At 72.7% G+C, this 13,646-nt stretch carries 10 protein-coding genes; 6 read left to right on the top strand and 4 right to left on the bottom strand.

Going from position 1 to position 13,646, the window contains the following annotated elements; genetic code table 11:
- Positions 1-50 precede the first annotated feature (50 nt).
- Positions 51-1,037: a DUF4349 domain-containing protein gene (locus V1633_RS14020; RefSeq protein ID WP_331214717.1), complete on the top strand. Its 987-nt coding sequence runs from the start codon at positions 51-53 to the stop codon at positions 1,035-1,037.
- Between the two features lie 115 nt (positions 1,038-1,152).
- Here the strand turns inward: V1633_RS14020 and V1633_RS14015 are convergent, their stop codons facing one another.
- Positions 1,153-2,421 carry an amidohydrolase gene (locus V1633_RS14015; RefSeq protein ID WP_331214716.1) on the bottom strand — a complete coding sequence of 423 codons (1,269 nt, stop codon included), beginning with the start codon at positions 2,419-2,421 and terminating at the stop codon, positions 1,153-1,155.
- Positions 2,422-2,910: 489 nt separating this feature from the next.
- Positions 2,911-4,494 (bottom strand): acyl-CoA mutase large subunit family protein, encoded by a 1,584-nt coding sequence (locus V1633_RS14010; protein WP_331214715.1) that lies wholly within the window; start codon positions 4,492-4,494, stop codon positions 2,911-2,913.
- Between the two features lie 310 nt (positions 4,495-4,804).
- On the opposite strand from V1633_RS14010, the gene V1633_RS14005 reads away from it, so the two are divergent.
- Both V1633_RS14005 and V1633_RS14000 read left to right on the top strand, forming a co-directional pair.
- Complete coding sequence (locus V1633_RS14005) at positions 4,805-6,790, top strand: serine/threonine-protein kinase (RefSeq protein WP_331214714.1); 1,986 nt, start codon at positions 4,805-4,807, stop codon at positions 6,788-6,790.
- 141 nt (positions 6,791-6,931) lie between these two features.
- On the top strand, positions 6,932-8,602 hold the full coding sequence (locus V1633_RS14000) for a phospho-sugar mutase (RefSeq protein ID WP_331214713.1): 1,671 nt from the start codon (positions 6,932-6,934) through the stop codon (positions 8,600-8,602).
- Between the two features lie 138 nt (positions 8,603-8,740).
- Here V1633_RS14000 and V1633_RS13995 read toward each other — a convergent pair whose 3' ends face one another.
- Together V1633_RS13995 and upp are read right to left on the bottom strand one after the other, a co-directional pair.
- A complete protein-coding gene (locus tag V1633_RS13995) occupies positions 8,741-9,421 on the bottom strand; it encodes a GOLPH3/VPS74 family protein (RefSeq protein ID WP_331214712.1) in 681 nt (226 codons plus the stop codon).
- 189 nt (positions 9,422-9,610) lie between these two features.
- Complete coding sequence (gene upp, locus V1633_RS13990; RefSeq protein ID WP_331214711.1) at positions 9,611-10,243, bottom strand: uracil phosphoribosyltransferase; 633 nt, start codon at positions 10,241-10,243, stop codon at positions 9,611-9,613.
- Between the two features lie 120 nt (positions 10,244-10,363).
- On the opposite strand from upp, the gene deoC reads away from it, so the two are divergent.
- Genes deoC through V1633_RS13975 form a run of 3 tightly spaced genes read left to right on the top strand, consistent with a single transcriptional unit; the run spans position 10,364 to position 13,606 of the window.
- Positions 10,364-11,323 (top strand): deoxyribose-phosphate aldolase, encoded by a 960-nt coding sequence (deoC, locus tag V1633_RS13985; protein WP_331214710.1) that lies wholly within the window; start codon positions 10,364-10,366, stop codon positions 11,321-11,323.
- 2 nt (positions 11,324-11,325) lie between these two features.
- Positions 11,326-12,777, top strand: coding sequence for an aldehyde dehydrogenase family protein (locus tag V1633_RS13980; protein WP_331214709.1), 1,452 nt, complete (start codon positions 11,326-11,328; stop codon positions 12,775-12,777).
- Complete coding sequence (locus tag V1633_RS13975; protein WP_331214708.1) at positions 12,770-13,606, top strand: aldehyde dehydrogenase family protein; 837 nt, start codon at positions 12,770-12,772, stop codon at positions 13,604-13,606. The genes V1633_RS13980 and V1633_RS13975 overlap by 8 nt, the downstream gene beginning before the upstream one ends.
- The last annotated feature ends 40 nt before the right edge of the window (positions 13,607-13,646 follow it).

Raw genomic sequence — 13,646 nt, 5'->3', positions numbered from 1 at the left:
CGCGTCTGACGGATCACTTTCAGCGGGCGCACAGGGACGGGAGCGGGGAGATGAGCGGACGAAGCGGCAGTGGACCGGGGTGGTCACGGCGGCTGGCCGTACTGCTGGGCGCGGTGACGGTGGTGTCCGGTCTGGCGTTGGCCGGTTGCTCGGCCGGCGGCGAGGACTCCGGCAGTGCGGTGGAGCCGAACTCGGCGGTGGAGCAGGCGAATCCGGAGCAGCCGGCGGTGGGTGGCGCCGCTCCGGCGGAGGGTCAGCCGAATCAGCCGGCGCGGGATCCGGACGCTCCGGAGCTGGCGGTCAACCAGCGGGCGATCGTCTACACCGGCTCGATCACGATCCGGGTCGACGATGTCGACCAGAAGGCGGCGCAGGCGGCGGCGATCGCGACCGGTGCCGGCGGCTTCGTCGGCGGCGACACCCGGAGCAGCGACCCGTCCAGCGCGGAGGCGACGCTGCAGCTGCGGGTGCCGGCCGACCGGTTCACCGCTGCCGTCGACGCTCTCGCCGGACTCGGCTCCCAACTCCGCCGGGACATCAAGACCGACGACGTCACCGAGGAGACGCTCGACCTGGACGCCCGGCTCGCCACCCAGCGGGCCCGGGTGGAGAACGGACGCCGGCTGCTGGCGCAGGCGAAGTCCCTCTCCGATCTGGTGATGCTGGAGGGCGAGCTGGCCCGCCGGGAGGCGGACCTCGCCTCGCTGGAGGCGAAGAAGCGCCGGCTGGCCGACCTGACGGCGCTCTCCACGATCACCGCGGTGCTGCTCGGGCCGAACGCCGAGGACGACACCCGGGACGAGCCGGCGACCGGCTTCGTGGCCGGGCTCAAGGGTGGTTGGCGGGCCTTCGTCGCCTCACTGGAGATCCTGCTGACCGTCCTGGGTGCCCTGCTGCCCTGGCTCGTCGCGCTCGGCCTGCCAGCGGTCGGGGTCGGCTGGCTGGTCCGGCGGCTCCGTCGCCGGCGTCGGCCGGCCCCGATGCCGGCCAGGCCCAACGGTCCGGTCTCCTCACCGGGTCCCTCGGCGTCCAGCTGACCGCGGCCGGGGATGGCCGTCGGCCCGCCCGGTGGGTGGCGGCCGGCGCACGATCCCGTCGGCGCCCGACCCGGCCGGCTCCCGGAAGGGCCGGCTCGACCGCCACCGGGCCGGTTCAGTCGGCGATCGCCTTGAGCGCGGTCTGCACCAGCAGCCGGACGCCCACCGCGATCGCCCGCTCGTCCACGTCGAAGGTCGGCCGGTGCAGGTCGACGTTTGCCGCCGCCCGACCCACACCGAGCCGGGCCAGCGCGCCGGGCACGTGCTCCAGGTACCAGGAGAAGTCCTCGCCGCCCATGCTCTGCGGCGTCTCGGCGACCCCGGCCGGACCGGCGGTGGCGACCGTGGCGGCGGTGAGCACCCGGATCGACCGGGCGTCGTTGACCACCGGCGGCCGGCCGCGCAGGTACTCGATGTCGACGGTGGCACCGGTCGGGGCGATCACGTCGCGGACCACCTGGGTGACGATCTTCGGTGCCTGCTCCCAGGTGTCGCGGTCCAGCACCCGCAGCGTGCCGGCGGCCATCGCCTCGTTCGGGATGACGTTGTACTGGGTGCCGGCCGATGCCTGCCCGAAGACCAGCAGCAGCCCACTGTTCGCCGCTACCCGGCGACTGACCAGGGCGGGTACCTCGGTGACCAGCCGGCCGAGGGCGTCGACCAGGTCGACGGTCAGGTGCGGCCGGGCGGTGTGCCCGCCGGGGCCGCTGAGCCGGACGGTGATGTTGTCCGCGGCGGCGGTGATCGGGCCGACCCGCAGGCCGACCTGACCCACCGGCAGGTTGGGGTCACAGTGCAGGGCGAAGATCTGGGTCACGTCGGTCAGGCCGCCGGCCTCGATGACCTCCAGCGAACCGCAGGGCAGGATCTCCTCCGCCGGCTGGAAGATCAGCCGGACCCGTCCGGCCAGTTCGCCCCGTTCGGCGAGCCGGGCCAGCAGCAGGCCGACGCCGAGCACCATCGTGGTGTGCACGTCGTGCCCGCAGGCGTGGCAGGCACCCTCCACGGTGGAGCGGTACGGCACGTCCTTGACGTCGATCAGCGGAAGCGCGTCCAGATCGGCCCGGAGCGCGATCACCGGACCGTTCGGGCGCCCGTCGATGTCGCAGATCACCCCGTTGCCCTTGGGCAGCAGCCGCGGCGCGAGGCCGGCGACGGAGAGTTCCCGGGCGATCAGCGCCGCGGTGTTGAACTCCTGCCCGGACAACTCCGGGTGGGCGTGCAGGAACCGCCGGGTCGCGATCAGGTCGGGCAGCCGGAGGTCCAGCGCCTGGTCCAGCCCGAAGGGCAGGGGTTCGGCACCGGGTGCCGTCTCGGATCCCGTCGTCTCTGATCCCGACGACGCCAGCGGGCTGCCGGCCGGCAGTTGCAACGCACTCGTCACGTCGAATTCTCGATCACTGTGAATGGGATGGGACTCGGACAGCCTAGACCGCCGACGGTGACGCTGCGCAACCTCGTTCTGGTAGCGATCAGACAGCACAGCGTCACGAAAGCCCTGGTAGGAGCGTTCGGCGGCGTACGGAGAGCTGCTCAAGCCACCCTCAGAAGCCGCCATCTGTCCCACACCTCCTACAACGCGTGACGGAATCGCCGGTCACGACCCCTACCCGGAGTCGAGCCACCCGACCGAAATGTCGCACCGTCCGGAGGATTCCTCGAAACCGGCGATCGCGATCACCGACCGTCACCGTGCGGATGACAGGGATCTGCATCCTGACAGGCCGGCCCAGGGCCGGTACGGACAACATGTCCGTCACCGTGCCCGCCCGACCCATTCCGGCGGCTTACCCCGAATGCCGCCGGAACATTCCCGCTCCGACGGTTCCGCGGCCGGGACGACGGTCCACCGGCGGCCCGGAGCGGCCGGCGATCAGAACTGGTCGCTGGGCCGGTACGTGCCCCAGACCTCGCGCAGCACCCCGCAGACCTCGCCCACGGTGGCCCGGGCCCGCAGCGCCTCCCGCATCGGGTAGAGCACGTTCTCCGTCCCCGAGGCGGCGGTACGCAGCTCGTCCAGGGCCCGCCGCACCGCGTCCGCGTCCCGCTCGGCGCGCAGCCGGGCCAGCCGCTCGACCTGGGCCGCCTCGATCGCCGGGTCGACCCGGAGCGGCTCGTACGGCTCCTCCTCGTCCACGGTGAACCGGTTGACCCCGACCACCACCCGGTCCCCGGACTCGATCTCCTGAGCCACCCGGTACGCCGAGGTCTCGATCTCCCGCTTCTGGAAGCCCGCCTCGATCGCCTCCACCGCCGAACCGAACTCGGCGACCCGGGCCATCAGGTCCCGGACCCCGGTCTCGATCTCGTCGGTCATCGCCTCGACCACGTACGAGCCGGCGAACGGGTCGACGGTGGCGGTCAGGTCCGTCTCGTACGCCAGCACCTGCTGGGTCCGCAGCGCCAGCCGGGCGGCCTTCTCGGTCGGCAGCGCGATCGCCTCGTCGAAGCTGTTGGTGTGCAGCGACTGGGTGCCGCCGAGCACCGCGGCGAGGCCCTGCACCGCGACCCGGACCAGGTTCACCTCGGGCTGCTGCGCGGTCAGTTGCACCCCGGCCGTCTGGGTGTGGAAGCGCAGCATCAGCGACTTCGGGTCGCGGGCGCCGAACTCGTCGCGCATCAGCGCGGCCCAGATCCGCCGGGCGGCGCGGAACTTCGCCACCTCCTCCAGCAGGGTGGTCCGGGCGACGAAGAAGAACGACAGCCGGGGTGCGAAGTCGTCGACGGCCAGCCCGGCGGCGAGCGCGGCCCGGACGTACGCGATCCCGTTGGCCAGGGTGAAGGCGATCTCCTGCACCGGGGTCGCCCCCGCCTCCGCCATGTGGTAGCCGGAGATCGAGATGGTGTTCCACTTCGGTACGTCCTCGCGGCAGTACGCGAAGGTGTCGGCGACCAGCCGCAGCGACGGCTTCGGCGGGAAGATGTACGTCCCCCGGGCGATGTACTCCTTGAGGATGTCGTTCTGGATGGTGCCGTTGAGCGCCGTGCCGGGAACTCCGGACTCCTCCGCGACGAGCTGGTAGAGCAGCAGCAGCACCGAGCCGGGCGCGTTGATCGTCATCGAGGTGGAGACCTTGTCCAGGGGGATTCCGGCGAACAGGGTCCGCATGTCCTCGATGGAGTCGATCGCCACCCCGACCTTGCCCACCTCGCCGTGCGCGATCGGGTGGTCGGAGTCGTACCCCATCTGGGTGGGCAGGTCGAAGGCGACGGAGAGGCCCATCGTGCCGGCGTTGAGCAGCTGGTGGTAGCGGGCGTTGGACTCGGCGGCGGTTCCGAAGCCGGCGTACTGCCGCATGGTCCACGGCCGCGACGTGTACATCGTCGGGTAGACCCCCCGGGTGTACGGGAACCGTCCCGGCACGCCGAGCCGCTCGTCCAGCCCGCCCCGCACGTCGGTGGCGTCGTAGACCGCCTTGATCGGGAATCCGGACTCGCTCAACCGACCTTCACTCATGACCGGCATGGTAGATCCCAGCTGGCGGGACGGCGGCGGGTAGCGGCCCGACGGTGACCGGTCCGGCACGACCGGGGTTCCCGGCCGGACCGCGCACCGCGCTCGGGCGGGTGTCGGAACCGGACACCGGGCCGGAAACCGGGTGAGCGATCGGGCACTTGGGGTGAGAAAAACGAGCGGTCAGTGAAGAGATCAACACATACTGTCTAGTTCTGCCATACTCCGGCGGTTGTCTTTCCCTTCTGCGGTCGGAACCCGCAATATAGGGGGGTTCTGTCCTGTGCCCCTCAATTCTCTCGGTGGCTCTTCTGTGACTCAGATCCCGACGTGGAGTGGCGGACCGGTCAATCCCCCGAACGGACGTGCGGCACCCGGCATCACCATCGGTGGCCGGTACTCGTTGCGGGCGGCGGTCGGCCACGGCGGCATGGGCACGGTGTGGCGTGCCGCCGACACGCTGCTGCGCCGCGACGTGGCGGTCAAGGAGGTCGTGCTCCCCGCGGGGCTCGCCCCCAGCGACCGCGACTCGATGTACCAGCGCACCCTGCGCGAAGCCCGGGCCGCCGCGGCCCTGCAACACCCCGCCGTCGTCCAGGTCTACGACGTGGTGACCGAGGGCGGACGCCCCTGGATCGTGATGGAGCTGCTCGACTCGCGCAGCCTCGCCGACATGGTGATCGAGGACGGCCCGCTCGCCCAGCGCGCGGTCGCCAAGATCGGCATCGCCCTGCTCGGCGCGCTGGAGGTGGCGCACGCGAGCGGCGTACTGCACCGGGACGTGAAGCCGGCGAACGTGCTGATCTGCTCCGACGGCCGGTGTGTGCTCACCGACTTCGGCGTGGCCCGGATGCCGACCGACGTCCAGCTGACCACCCCCGGCATGGTGCTCGGCTCCCCGCACTTTATCTCCCCGGAACGGGCCATGGGCCAGGACTTCGGCCCGCCCAGCGACCTCTTCTCCCTCGGCGTCACCCTCTACACCGCAGTGGAGGGCCGGCCGCCGTTCGACAAGGGCGACCCGATCGAGACCATGCACGCCGTGGTCGAGGACCCGCCGGCGCCGCCCAGCCGGTCCGGGCCGCTGACCCGGGTGCTGATGGGTCTGCTGGAGAAGGATCCGGCCCGCCGGCTGGACGTCACCGCCGCCCGGACGATGCTCCGCGAACTCCTCGCCGGTCCGCTGGCCAGCAAGGCCGCCGGGCACATGGTCACCGACCCGTACGCGGTGGTGCCGGCCCAGCGGGCACCGTGGCAGCAGCCCGGCGCCCCGGCGCAACAGCCGGGCGACACGCCCGGCCTGGTCCGTCCCCCGTCGGGCAAGGAGATCGGCGGCTCGGCGATGCTCGCCCCCGGCGAGTCCCTCGCCGACCGGATCGCCCGCAGCACCGCTGGCTCGGCACCCAACGGGACGCGTCCCCCGGCCGCCGGGTCGAACCCGGCCGACGCGCCGACCAGCGCGATGCCGGCCGCCGGCGCCGGACGCTGGGTCAGCTCGCCGGCCCGGGGCCCGTTGGAGACGCCGACCGGGGCGATGGCCGGACACGGCGGCCCGCTGGACACGCCGACCGGGGCGATGCCCGGCTCGGGTGGCCGCCCCGGCACGGTGCACGTCGCCAGCGGCGGCGGCCTGGGCCGGGTCACCTCCGGGGCCCGCGGCGCCGGCGGCACCCTGGTGCGGACCGTCAAGGGCTGGCCACGCCAGCTGCAGCTCGCCGCCGCCGGTGGCGTCGCCGTGGTGCTGCTGCTCGGCATCCTGGTGATCTCGCTCGGCGGCGGTGACGAGCCGGAGGGGAGCGGCCCGACCCAGGCCGGCGGAACCCCGCCGGTCGTACCGGCCGCGTTCCCCACCCAGACGCACAGCGAGCGCGGCCTCTCGATCAACGTGCCGAAGGGCTGGAAGAAGAACGCCCCGAAGAACGTCGTCTACGTCGACTACACCGACCCGCAGGACGCCGGCCGGCGGGTCCGGATCCTGGTGGAGAAGGCGGGTCCCAGTACCCAGCCGATGACGTTCCTCAAGGACGCCGGCAACCGCCTGTCGAACAACTCGCAGAGCTGCGCCAGACCGTACGAGCAGGTGGGGCTGACCGAAACCGAGGTGGCTGGCGAGCCGTCGGCGGAACTGGAGTACACCTGCGGGGACGACGGCAGGAAGCGACACGGCGTCTGGCGGGCGGTCGTCTCGAACGGCAAGGTCTTCTCGTTCTATCTGACCACTCCGGACGAGCGGTTCGACGAGAGCAAGGGGATCTTCGACGAGATGGTCGGATCCTTCAAGCTCACCAACGCGGGCTGAGCCCGGGCGTGGCGACCGGGGCACGCCCACCGGTCGCCACGCCCGGGGCCCCGCCGGCCGTGCCCGGTTTCGCGCCGGCTGTGCCGGGCCGTCCCGGGGCCGGTCCCGGCAGCGGGCCGGCGGGCGTGCTATCAAGTCGGGATGGCGGCTGAACTCACCGAGCTGGACGACCTCCGCGCCCGTACCCAGGCCTGGATCGACGACGATCCCGACCCGGCGACCCGCGACGACCTACGGCAGCTGCTCGACCGGCTGCCGGCGAGCACGGCCGAGCTGGCCGACCGGTTCGCCGGGCCGCTGACCTTCGGCACCGCCGGGCTGCGCGGCCCACTGCGGGCCGGCCCGAACGGGATGAACCTCGCCGTCGTCACCCAGGCCGCGGCCGGCCTGGTCAGCTGGCTCGCGGCCCGCGACACCCCCGGCCCGCTGGTCATCGGGTACGACGCCCGGCACGGCTCGCAGGCGTTCGCCGAGCGGACCGCCCAGGTCGCCACCGCTGCCGGGCGGCGGGCGCTGCTGCTCCCCCGGCCGCTGCCCACTCCCGTCCTGGCGTACGCGGTCCGGGCCCTCGGCGCGGTCGCCGGGGTGATGGTCACCGCCAGCCACAACCCGCCGCAGGACAACGGCTACAAGGTCTACCTCGGCACGGAACTCGGTGGGGCCCGGGGCGGTGGTGCGCAGATCGTGCCTCCGGCCGACGCCGAGATCGAGGAGGCGATCCGTTCGGTCGGCCCGCTGGCGGCGGTACCGCTCGGGCCGGCCGGTGAGGTGCTCGGCGACGACGTCACCGCCGAGTACGTCCGGGCCGCCGCCGCGGTGGTCGCGCCGGACGGGCCCCGTGACCTGACCATCGCGTACACCCCGCTGCACGGGGTGGGTGCGGCGGTGCTCACCTCGGTCTTCGCCCGGGCCGGGTTCAAGCTGCCGGGAGTGGTGCCGGAGCAGGCCGAGCCGCACCCGGACTTCCCGACCGTCCCCTTCCCCAACCCGGAGGAGCCGGGCGCGACCGACCGCCTGCTGGCGCTGGCCCGCACCATCGACGCCGACCTGGCGATCGCCAACGACCCGGACGCCGACCGGTGTGCGGTGGCGGTCCCGGATCCGGTCCGGGGCTGGCGGATGCTGCACGGCGACGAGGTGGGCGTACTCCTCGCCGACCAGTTGATCCGGCGGGGCCGGGGCGGGTTGTACGCCACCACCATCGTGTCGTCGTCGCTGCTCGGGGCGTTGTGCGAGGCGCGCGGCGTGCCGTACGCGGAAACCCTCACCGGGTTCAAGTGGATCGTCCGGGCCGAGTCCGGGGACGCCGAACTGACGTACGGCTACGAGGAGGCACTCGGCTACTGCGTGGCGCCCGGACACGTCCGGGACAAGGACGGGATCACCGCCGCGCTGACCGTCGCCGAGCTGGCCGCGACGCTGAAGGCGCAGGGGCGTACGCTCGCCGACCGGTTGGACGAGTTGGCGGCCGAGTTCGGCGTGCACCTGACCGACCAGCTCTCGGTACGGGTCGACGACCTGAGCGAGATCGGGACCACGATGACGTACATCCGGACCAGGACCCCGGCAACGCTGCTGGACGAGCCGGTCACCTCGGTCGAGGATCTCGCGCCCGAGGCGGACGTGCTGATCCTGCGCACCGAGAACGCCCGGGTGGTGATCCGGCCCTCCGGCACCGAACCGAAGCTGAAGGCGTACCTGGAGGTGGTGGAGCCGGTCGTCGACGGTGATCTGCCGGCGGCCCGGGAGCGCGCCGCGGCCTCGGTACGGGCACTGCGCACCGAGACGGCGGCGGCGCTCGGCATCTGGTAGCTCCGGGCGGTTCCGCCGGCCGTGGACCGGCCCGGCCGGTCCGGACATCCCGGGGTGTCCCGGTCCGGCCGGTCCGGCCAGCGGGACGTCAGGTGTGGTCGGGGCTTGCCTGGTGGCGCGCCCGGGCCCGGGCGGTGCTCAGGCGCGGGTGCCGAGCGCGGTCTCGATGGCCCGGGACAGCGCGGCGATGACCAGTGCCACCGAGGGGCGGATGGTCGACTCCTCCAGGCTGACGCCGCCGTCGGCGAAGCCGGCGCCGCGGGCGATCTCCAACAGTCGGTTGCGGGCGTCCTCGGCGGCCGGCCCGGTCAGCCCGAGGCTCGGCTCGACCCGGATCGCCGCCATCACCGCGGCGAGCGCGGCGGTCCGCTCGTCCGGCGTCCGCTCCCCGGTCAACGCGTCGACCAGTCGGCCCCGGATCTCCGCCTCGACGGACGGGTCCAGCACCGGATAGCGGTGCACGTGGATGTGGTCGAGCCTGGTCTCGTCGACGTCGCTGATCACGCCCCGGGAGCAGAGGTCGCCGAGGATCCGGTCGCGCAGCCCGTGCCGCAGCCGCTGCACCCAGGAGGCCGGCGTGTGCGGGGTGTCCGCCGCGATCCGGGCGAGAACGTCGTCGGCGATCGGGTCGCCGATCGGGGTGGGGTCGGTGACCACCAGCGAACCGTCGGAGAAGGCGAGCCGGCCGGCGAGCGCCAGCTCGACCAGCACGGCGGCGGCCATGCCGAGGTCGAGGCCGATCCGGGAACCGGTCGCCTTGCCGGATTTGTCGTCATAGCCGAGCAGCAGCAGCTCCTCGGCCAACCCAACACCAGTCATGGCCCGGAACGGTAGCCGGTCCGGGCCAACCATGCATGTGTCCCGGCCGTCGGTGTACCGATGGTGGCCGGAAGTGGCCGGCACGCCCCCACCGCCGACCCCGGCCGCCCGCGAGAACCGGCCCGGACGGGCACCCGGCCCGGATGGGCGGACGGCAGCCGGGTGAGCGGCGCGGAACCGGGCAGTCGCTCAGAACCGGGGCATGCCGCCGAACTGACGGTCGCCGGCGTCCCCGAGGCCGGGCACGATGAACATGCTGTCGTTGAGCCGCTCGTCGACCGCGGCGGTCACCAACCGCAGCGGCAGGCCGGAGCGCTCCAGCCGCTCGATGCCGGTCGGCGCGGCGAGGACGCAGAGCACGGTGATGTCGGTGCAGCCCCGGTCGGCGAGCAGCCGGCAGCAGTGCTCCAGCGACCCCCCGGTGGCCAGCATCGGGTCCAGCACCAGCACCGGCCGGCCGGTCAGATCGGTCGGCAGCGACTCCATGTAGGCGCGGGGCTCGTACGTCTGCTCGTCGCGGGCGAGCCCGACAAAACCCATCGAGGACTCGGGGAGCAGCGCGAGCGCCGAGTCGGCCATCCCGAGCCCGGCCCGGAGCACCGGGACCAGCAGCGGCGGGTTCGCCAGCCGGATGCCCCGGGTCGACGTCACCGGCGTCTCGATCGGGAAGGTCTCGACCGGCAGCGAGCGCGCGGCCTCGTACACCAGCATGGTGGTGAGTTCGCGCAGCGCGGCGCGGAACGACGCGGAGTCGGTCCGGGCATCGCGCATCACGCTCAGCCGCGTCTGGGCCACGGGATGGTCAACGACGAGTACGTCCACGGTCGCTCAACCTACTAGTAACCCGGCTGCCCAGGACCCGCCGGTCGGCGGACCACTCCGTCCGGTGCCCCCGGATATGGTCAAGATCACACCCTCGCCCCGGTGCGTATGCTTGCCCGCATGACGGCGACAACGGCGTCGGCCCGGTCCGACCTGTCCGAGGTGGGCCGCTCCGCGGCGACCCTGCGGAGCTTCCTGCACGGCCTGCCCGGCGTGGACCAGGTCGGCGCGGAGCAACGGGCGGCGATGCTCGGCACCCGCTCGATCAAGACCACCGCCAAGGCGTGGGCGATCGACCTGGCGATCCGGATGGTCGACCTGACCACGCTGGAGGGCGCCGACACGCCGGGCAAGGTACGCGGCCTGGCTGCCAAGGCGCTCCGGCCGGACCCTGCCGACCCGTCGTGTCCGGCGGTCGGCGCGCTCTGCGTCTACCCGACGATGGTCCCGTTCGCCGCCGAGGTCCTCGCCGGAAGCACCGTGCACCTGGCCAGCGTCGCGACCGCGTTCCCGTCCGGTCAGGCCCCGCTGGAGGTCCGGCTCGCCGACACCCGGGCGGCGGTGGCCGGCGGCGCGGACGAGATCGACATGGTGATCAACCGGGGCGCCTTCCTCTCCGGCCGCTACTCCGAGGTCTTCGACGAGATCGTCGCGGTGAAGGCGGCCTGTGGGGACGCCCACCTCAAGGTCATCCTGGAGACCGGCGAACTGGTCACCTACGACAACGTCCGCCGGGCCTCCTGGCTGGCGATGCTGGCCGGCGCCGACTTCATCAAGACCTCGACCGGCAAGGTGCCGGTGGCCGCGACCCTGCCGGTCACCCTGGTGATGTTGGAGGCGGTCCGCGACTTCCGGGACGCGACCGGCCGCCAGGTCGGGGTCAAGCCGGCCGGCGGCATCCGGACCACCAAGGACGCGATCAAGTACCTGGTGCTGGTCAACGAGACCGTGGGCGAGGACTGGCTGCACCCCGACCGGTTCCGGTTCGGCGCCTCCAGCCTCCTCAACGACCTGCTGATGCAGCGCACCAAGCTGACCACCGGCGTCTACTCCGGTCCCGACTACTTCACCCTGGACTGACGATGTTCGAATACTCCCCCGCGCCGGAGTCGCGCGCCGTGGTGGACCTCAAGCCGTCGTACGGCCTGTTCATCAACGGCGAGTTCGTCGACGGCGAGGATCGCGACGTCGAGACCGGTGACGGCGGCACCATCAAGTCGGTCAACCCGGCCACCGAGGAGGTGCTGGCCGAGGTCACCGAGGCCGGCCGGGCCGACGTGGACCGGGCGGTCCGCGCCGCGCGGCGCGCCTACGACGAGGTGTGGGGCCGGATGCCCGGCCGGGACCGGGCGAAGTACCTGTTCCGGATCGCCCGGATCATCCAGGAACGGGCCCGGGAACTGGCCGTGCTGGAGTCGCTGGACAACGGCAAGCCGATCCGGGAGTCCCGGGACGTCGACATCCCGCTGGTCGCCGCGCACTTCTTCTACTACGCCGGCTGGGCGGACAAGCTCAACCACGCCGGCCTCGGCCCGGAACCCCGCCCGCTCGGCGTCGCCGGCCAGGTCATCCCGTGGAACTTCCCGCTGCTGATGCTGGCCTGGAAGGTAGCCCCGGCGCTGGCCACCGGTAACACGGTGGTGCTCAAGCCGGCCGAGACGACCCCGCTGACCGCGCTGCTCTTCGCGGAGATCTGCCAGCAGGCCGACCTGCCGCCGGGCGTGGTCAACATCGTCACCGGGGCCGGCGAGACCGGCCGGGCGGTGGTCGAGCACCCCGGCGTCGACAAGGTGGCGTTCACCGGCTCGACCGAGGTCGGCCGGCAGATCGCCCGGACGGTGGCCGGCACCCGCAAGAAGCTCACCCTGGAACTCGGCGGCAAGGCGGCCAACATCGTCTTTGACGACGCGGCGATCGACCAGGCCGTCGAGGGGATCGTCAACGGCATCTTCTTCAACCAGGGCCACGTCTGCTGCGCCGGCTCCCGGCTGCTGGTCCAGGAGTCGGTGTACGACGAGGTGCTCACCTCGCTCAAGAGGCGGATGGCCCGGCTGCGGGTCGGCGACCCGCTGGACAAGAACACCGACGTCGGGGCGATCAACTCGGCCGCCCAACTGGACCGGATCAGGGAACTCTCCGCCGCCGGCAGCGCCGAGGGCGCCGAACTCTGGTCCCCGCCGTGTGAGCTGCCGGACCAGGGTTTCTGGTTCGCCCCGACCATCTTCACCGGGGTCAGCCAGGCGCACCGGATCGCCCGGGAGGAGATCTTCGGCCCGGTGCTGTCGGTGCTGACCTTCCGTACCCCGGCGGAGGCGGTGGAGAAGGCGAACAACACCCCGTACGGGCTGTCGGCCGGGATCTGGACCGAGAAGGGTTCCCGGATCCTCTGGCTGGCCGACCGGCTGCGGGCCGGGGTGGTCTGGGCGAACACGTTCAACAAGTTCGACCCGACCTCGCCGTTCGGCGGTTACCGGGAGTCGGGTTACGGCCGCGAGGGCGGTCGGCACGGGCTGGAGGCGTACCTGAATGTCTGAGCGGGTCGCGGTGCGCAAGACGTACAAGCTCTTCATCGGCGGGAAGTTCCCGCGCAGCGAGTCGGGGCGGTCGTATCTGGTGGACTCGACGGACGGCGGCAGCAACGTGGCACTCGCCTCCCGCAAGGACGTCCGCGACGCCGTGCTGGCGGCAAGGGCCGCGGTCAAGGGCTGGTCCGGTACGACCGCGTACAACCGGGGTCAGGTCCTCTACCGGGTGGCCGAGATGCTGGAGGGCCGGCGGGACCAGTTCGTCGGGCTGGGCGTGCCGGCGGCCGAGGTCGACGAGGCGATCGACCGCTGGGTCTGGTACGCCGGCTGGTCCGACAAGATCACCCAGGTGTACGGCAACGCCAACCCGGTCGCCGGGCCGTACTTCAACCTCTCCGCGCCGGAGCCGACCGGGGTGGTCGGGGTGCTCGCCCCGGCCGAGCCGGCGCTGCTCGGGCTGGTCAGCGTGGTGGCCCCGGCGATCGTCACCGGCAACACGGTGGTGGTGCTGGTCGCCGAGTCGGCTCCGCTGCCGGCGGTGACCCTGGCCGAGGTGCTGGCCACCTCGGACCTGCCCGGCGGGGTGGTCAACCTGCTCACCGGCCGGCCGGCCGAGACCGCGCCCTGGCTCGCCGGCCACATGGACGTCAACGCCCTCGACCTGACCGGCGTCGACGACCCTGGACTCGGTACCGAACTGGAGCGGGCCGCCGCCGGCAACCTCAAGCGGGTGCTCCGCCCGCCGGCCGGGCCGGTCGACTGGTCCGCGGACCCGGGTGTCGGCCGGATGACCGCGTTCCTGGAGACGAAGACGGTCTGGCACCCGAAGGGGGTGTGACGGCCGGGCGCCCGCCACGGTCGGCGCCCCGGTCCCCGTG

It is taken from the genome of Plantactinospora sonchi (assembly GCF_036422035.1).
Lineage (GTDB): Bacteria > Actinomycetota > Actinomycetes > Mycobacteriales > Micromonosporaceae > Plantactinospora > Plantactinospora sonchi.
This window is presented reverse-complemented; position numbering and strand designations above follow the sequence as displayed.

Coding starts and splice junctions, on each gene's coding strand:
- V1633_RS14000 (WP_331214713.1), top strand. CDS start 6,932: ATGGCGGCTGAACTCACCGAGCTGGACGACCTCCGCGCCCGTACCCAG.
- deoC (WP_331214710.1), top strand. CDS start 10,364: ATGACGGCGACAACGGCGTCGGCCCGGTCCGACCTGTCCGAGGTGGGC.
- V1633_RS14020 (WP_331214717.1), top strand. CDS start 51: ATGAGCGGACGAAGCGGCAGTGGACCGGGGTGGTCACGGCGGCTGGCC.
- V1633_RS13975 (WP_331214708.1), top strand. CDS start 12,770: ATGTCTGAGCGGGTCGCGGTGCGCAAGACGTACAAGCTCTTCATCGGC.
- V1633_RS14010 (WP_331214715.1), bottom strand. CDS start 4,494: ATGAGTGAAGGTCGGTTGAGCGAGTCCGGATTCCCGATCAAGGCGGTC.
- V1633_RS13980 (WP_331214709.1), top strand. CDS start 11,326: ATGTTCGAATACTCCCCCGCGCCGGAGTCGCGCGCCGTGGTGGACCTC.
- V1633_RS13995 (WP_331214712.1), bottom strand. CDS start 9,421: ATGACTGGTGTTGGGTTGGCCGAGGAGCTGCTGCTGCTCGGCTATGAC.